Source organism: Clostridioides sp. ZZV15-6597, from assembly GCF_020657815.1.
Taxonomy (GTDB): Bacteria; Bacillota; Clostridia; order Peptostreptococcales; family Peptostreptococcaceae; genus Clostridioides.
On the sequence record NZ_JAGWCT010000164.1, the window covers coordinates 1 to 5,583 of the forward strand.

The window sequence follows — 5,583 nt, forward strand, 5'->3', positions numbered from 1 at the left end:
AAGAGAAAGTAATATAAGTATTGATATTAAGGATATTAAAAAAGATGAAAAGGAAGGTACAAAAATAAATTATGATTCTAAAATAGACACTTTAGCAGGAGAAATCTCATTTTCAAATGAAGTATTATTGACTAAAGACAAACAAAAAAACTATAAAATAAGATGGCAGTCAAACGTTATATTTCCAGAACTTGAAAATGATAATAAGGTGCTAGTATCAACACTTAAAGCTAAAAGAGGAAATATTTTAGATAGAAATGGTGAAGTACTTGCTGGGAAAGGTCTTGCATCTGTTATAGGATTAGTGCCTAGAAAGATGAGTAATAATGTAGAAGACCTAAAAAAACTATCTGATTTACTAGATATACCAGTTGAGCAAATCCAAAAAAAATTAGATGCATCTTGGGTAAAAGAAAACTCAATGGTACCTATAAAAACTATTGAAAAAATAGAAGAAAATCCAGATGGCTCTGTAACAGAAAAAGATAAATTATTACAAGAATCACTACTTAGCATTTCAGGAGTTAAAATATCTAATACAGAGGTAAGAGCATATCCACTAGGTGAAAAAGCTGGCCATTTAACTGGGTATGTTCAAAATGTGAATGCAGAAATATTAAAAGAAAAAAAGGGAAAGAACTACAATGCTAATAGCATAATCGGTAAAATTGGTTTAGAAAGTCTATTGGAAGACAGAATACGTGGTATTGATGGGTGTGAGATTATTATAGCTGATAGATATGGAGATAAAAAAGAAACTTTAGCAATTGTTCCAAAGCAAGATGGGGAAGATGTCAAACTGACTATTGATTCAAAGCTACAGAGTAAATTATATGACCAGTTGAAAAATGATAAGGGTTGTGCAGTGGTTATGAATCCTAAAACAGGAGAGATTTTATCTCTTATAAGTAGTCCATCATACAATCCAAATGAATTTATACTGGGTATGTCAGAGGATAGATGGAAAGAACTCAATGAAAATGAAAATAAACCAATGTATAATAGATTTAAAGCCAGATTATGTCCAGGGTCTTCTTTTAAACCAGTTACTGCTGGTATTGGAATAACAACAGGAAAGATTAATCCTAATGAAAATTTTGGTCATAGTGGTCTTAGTTGGCAAAAAGATTCTAGTTGGGGAAGTTATAAGGTAACTACATTAAAGGATTATGGAAATACTGTAAATATGAAAAATGCATTGATTTATTCTGATAATATTTATTTTGCCAAAGCAGCATTAAAAATAGGTGAAGATGTATTATCAAAAGAACTGTTAAAACTAGGATTTGAAGAAGGTATACCATTTGAATTTGGATTAGCTTCTTCAAAATTTGGTACTGACAATAAATTTGATACAGAAATACAATTAGCAGATAGTGGGTATGGTCAAGGTAAAGTACTTGTAAATCCAGTACATATGGCATCAATATATTCAACTTTTGTCAATGATGGAAGTATGATAAAGCCTTATCTTGAATTTAAAGAAAATCCACAGGCTGAATTCTGGAAAAAAGATGTGTTTTCTAAAGAGTCTGTGAAAATTATACGTGATGACTTAATTCAAGTTATTGAAAATCCTAATGGAACAGGTCATGGTGCTAAAACTGAAGGAATTACTATTGCTGGAAAAACTGGTACAGCAGAAATTAAAGCATCAAAAGATGATACTACTGGAACAGAGCTTGGATGGTTTAATGCGTTTACAGTTGATGAAGATAGTGACAAACAGTATCTAGCATTAGCTATGGTTGAAGATGTGAAGCATCGTGGAGGAAGCCATTATGTTATACCTATTATAAAATCAGTATTTGAAGATTAATATGATGTATTTGGGATTTATATTTTTGACATCTTATTTTTAGATAAAAGTCAAATTAATAAAAGACTTCACTATATGATGAAGTCTTTTATTAGTTCAAAAAATAAAATAGTGGCAACAATTGAGGATGTGAGGGAGAGTTGCCACTATTTATATAGGGTATTATATTATGTTTTTAAGCTAGTTTTACTATCTTCTATGTTTATATAATAACCCTTGTATATGAATTTTATAGAGAGTTAATTTGAATATTGTGTGAAGTTTTTAAATCTTAAAGAAAATGTATTAAAAAGTATATTTGCATTAATTTGTCTTATATATTTTTTTATCATTTAAAATAGATAATGTTATTTTGGCTGCTGTGCTACCATTAGAATAATCTTTACTTTGAATGTTTGTTGCAAATAAATAAGCATTTCCATCTTTTTCTACATAACCTATAAACCAACCATTTACATCTTTTCCATTTATATTAGCAGTACCAGTTTTCCCATAAAGTGATACTCCAGCTTCTTTAGATATCAATAATGAATCTTTTACAGTTTTTATATTATCATCTCTAAATTCAAATTTATTTGTATAAAAATCTTTAAGTAAATTTACCTGTTCAATAGGTGAGATTTTCAAAGAAGATTCTAGCCAATAGTTTGATATCCCAGATGAAATATCACGATTTCCATAGTTAATTTTTTCTAGATAAGTTTGTATGTCTTTTATACCATTTTTTTTGTCTAAATCTTGAAAATACCAATTAACAGAGTTTTCCATAGCAGAAAATAAGTCGTGGTCTTTATTCCAAGAATCATTAGTGTGATACTTCCCATTCCAATGAATGTATGAATTATCTCTTGTTATTACACCATTTTCTAATCCCAACAAAGCACTATAAATTTTATAAGTGGAGTCTGGTGAAATTCTCGTCTTACTTTTTTCTTCATTGTAAATATGATACTGATTAGACTTTAAATCATACATTACAAAACTTCCATCAAAATCCTTAAAATACTGACTTAAATCTTCATATAAAGTTTGATTACTTGTAAGATTATATTTTTCATTGACATCTGCCATAATGGATAGTGTAGGGCTATTTCCAAATACAATTAAAGCTATTATTGTAAAAATTAAAATGCTTTTAAGTTTTAAAGTTTTTGACTCAATTTGGAAATCTCTTATCTTTAATATACGTCTTTTTATTTGATTTTTTGAACCACCGATATCTGAAGTAAGTGTGAGATTAGATGGTTTTGAGAGATTATCTATAAAATTTATTATGGTATGTCCATATTCTATGTAGCTATTTTCATCAAGTCTCTTTAAAACTGAAATATCACATGCAATCTCACGGTCTAATCTCATTTCTTTAAGTGCATACCAGACAAGAGGATTAAACCAATATAATATTTGGAAAAAACATATTATATAGTTTACTAAAATATCTTTGTTTTTAGAGTGTTGTAATTCATGAAGTAAAATATATCGTATGTCTTTTAAAGATAATTTGGATATAGATTCACTTGGTAATATAATGTGTGGTCTAAAGTATCCAAATGTAATAGGCGTATTTATAATAGAAGATTTACACAGTATAAAATCCTTATCTAAATCTATATTTTTTTTACAGTGCTTAAAAAGTGAAAGAATCTCTTCATCTTCTAAAATCTGTACTGATTTTTTTATATTTCTTATTTTAAAATTACAATGAACTGTAATAATTATCATGATTGTAATTCCAATTATCCATAATGTTAGCAATAAAATATTTAAATTATCAAAATTAAATTGATTCAAAGATACTGAAAAATCTTTTAATGCATTTGAATTATTAATTATATTGTCTGAAGAATCTTCTACAATCGAAGTATTTGCTGTACTATTTTCAATATGAGTAAAACTAGATATATAGCTAAATATATTTAAATGATTAATGTATTTAAGCGGAATAAATGGGATTATTAACATTATAAGTAATATAAACCCAATATTGTATTGATACATTGCAGAAATATGTTTTCTAAATATTTTTTTAGCAAGTAGGATTATAATAATTAAAAAAGATAAGGTTAGTGTGCTAAGTAAAAATCGCATAAAAAATGGAGCGTACATATTTACTTATCCTCCTTAGTTTTCCTTTTATCTAAAATATGTCTTAATTCCTCTATATCATCTTCTGATAATTTATCATTCTCTAAAAAATTTAGTACCATAGAGTTAAGAGTGCCATTATAAAAACGATTTAAAAAAGAACTACTTTCTGTAGCTACATACTCTTCTTCTTTAACAATTGGAGTATAAACAAAAACTCTGCTATTTTTTTCATATGTCAAAGCTCCCTTTTTAACCAAACGCAACAACATTGTCTGAATAGTCTTAGGACTCCATTTGCTTGTTTTTACTAGCTTTTCAATCACTTCATTCGTACTAATAGGAGCATATTTCCAGATAATTTTCATTACTTGATATTCTGCTTCTGAAATCTGTGGTAGTTTTTTCATAAGATACCTCCTTATACTTACATTTGTAATACATAAAGTATATTATCATTAGTTTGGTTTGTCAATTTTTTTAAATAGTTCATTTTCAGTCATCTAGAAAGTACATGTATTTAAATATAAATAGCATCAATTAAGCTTTAGAGGCATGAGTAATTAAGCTATATAGGTATGGTAAAAAAATAAAATTAAGGATTATATTGACAGTTAAAAAAACGGTTGATATACTTATTGTTGATATAACAACTAAAATGGAGGTATAAATTATGATAATTACAGTTATAAACGGAAGCCCTAGAAAAAATGGTGCAACATCAAAGGTTTTGAATCATTTATGCAAAGATATAAAAAGAATTAAACCAAATGTCAAAATCAATTTTTTTAATCTAAGTGAAGTCAATCCATCATATTGCATTGGTTGTTTAAATTGTTATAAAATAGGTAAGTGTATTAATCAAAATGATAAAGTAGAGTATATTCATGATATAATTACTAAGAGTGATGGCGTTATATTTGGTAGTCCAACTTATGGAAGTAGTGTAACTGGTCTTTTTAAGGTGTTTACAGATAGAGCTCATATGATGTTAGAGCGACTATTGTATCATAAACCATGTATAGCAGTTACAACATATGAAAATGCTCGTGGTTCAAAAGCTATTTCTTTTATGAAATCAATGGTTTTAGATTCAGGAGGTTATGTTTGTGGTCATTTATCTGTAAAGATTGGATTTAATCAAAATCCTATAGTTGAAAGAGTAGAGTCAAAGATACAAAAAGTATCTAAAAAATTTGTTTATTGTATAGAAGAAAAGAAAAATCCACCTGTGTTTTCTCAAATCTACGACTTTATTGCTATGAATATTATTTTAAAGCCAATGGCATTTAAAAATATTGAGCAATATAAAGGAATAATTGATAGATGGGAGGCGCAAGGTATTATTTAGATGGAGGTAATATGAGAGATTTTGAGAAATTATATGAAGTTACAAGTAAATTAATAAGTACTTCATTGAAGGTAAAAGAAGATTTAAAAAAAATGTTTAAGCAAAATGGATATGACATAACAACTGATCATTATGCTTTATTAAGATTTCTATGGGAACAAGATGGGATTTCTCAAATAGATTTGTGCGAAAAATCATGTAAGGATAAATCTAATACAACAAGAATTTTAGATGTTATGAAAAATAAAGGCTTGATTAAAAAATAGCTACGCACACTCGTGACTTTAGTCATGAGTTAGTAGCTAAAATAGTCAGCATATAGGGAAAC

The 5,583-nt window shown here is 27.6% G+C and carries 5 protein-coding genes; 3 read left to right on the top strand and 2 right to left on the bottom strand.

Translation table 11 applies throughout. The features are described from left to right. Positions 1–1,819: penicillin-binding transpeptidase domain-containing protein (locus KGF52_RS20030; protein ID WP_227841395.1), on the top strand; the 1,819-nt coding region annotated here is incomplete at its 5' end. Positions 1,820–2,122: 303 nt separating this feature from the next. Here KGF52_RS20030 and KGF52_RS20035 read toward each other — a convergent pair. Further along, positions 2,123–3,925 (bottom strand): BlaR1 family beta-lactam sensor/signal transducer, encoded by a 1,803-nt coding sequence (locus KGF52_RS20035; protein ID WP_227841396.1) that lies wholly within the window; start codon positions 3,923–3,925, stop codon positions 2,123–2,125. A gap of 2 nt (positions 3,926–3,927) precedes the next feature. Next, positions 3,928–4,314 (bottom strand): BlaI/MecI/CopY family transcriptional regulator, encoded by a 387-nt coding sequence (locus KGF52_RS20040; RefSeq protein ID WP_227829370.1) that lies wholly within the window; start codon positions 4,312–4,314, stop codon positions 3,928–3,930. A 263-nt stretch (positions 4,315–4,577) separates the two neighbouring features. Between KGF52_RS20040 and KGF52_RS20045 the strand changes: the two genes are divergently transcribed. Together KGF52_RS20045 and KGF52_RS20050 are read left to right on the top strand one after the other, a co-directional pair. Further along, positions 4,578–5,255 carry a flavodoxin family protein gene (locus KGF52_RS20045; RefSeq protein WP_227829371.1) on the top strand — a complete coding sequence of 226 codons (678 nt, stop codon included), beginning with the start codon at positions 4,578–4,580 and terminating at the stop codon, positions 5,253–5,255. Between the two features lie 11 nt (positions 5,256–5,266). Continuing rightward, the gene (locus tag KGF52_RS20050; protein WP_227829372.1) at positions 5,267–5,521 is read left to right on the top strand and encodes a MarR family transcriptional regulator; all 255 of its coding nucleotides are present in this window, start codon (positions 5,267–5,269) and stop codon (positions 5,519–5,521) included. Positions 5,522–5,583: the final 62 nt, after the last annotated feature.

Excerpts from the sequence above, each read along its gene's own strand:
- KGF52_RS20035 (WP_227841396.1), bottom strand. The coding sequence starts at position 3,925 with ATGTACGCTCCATTTTTTATGCGATTTTTACTTAGCACACTAACCTTA.
- KGF52_RS20040 (WP_227829370.1), bottom strand. The coding sequence starts at position 4,314 with ATGAAAAAACTACCACAGATTTCAGAAGCAGAATATCAAGTAATGAAA.
- KGF52_RS20045 (WP_227829371.1), top strand. The coding sequence starts at position 4,578 with ATGATAATTACAGTTATAAACGGAAGCCCTAGAAAAAATGGTGCAACA.
- KGF52_RS20050 (WP_227829372.1), top strand. The coding sequence starts at position 5,267 with ATGAGAGATTTTGAGAAATTATATGAAGTTACAAGTAAATTAATAAGT.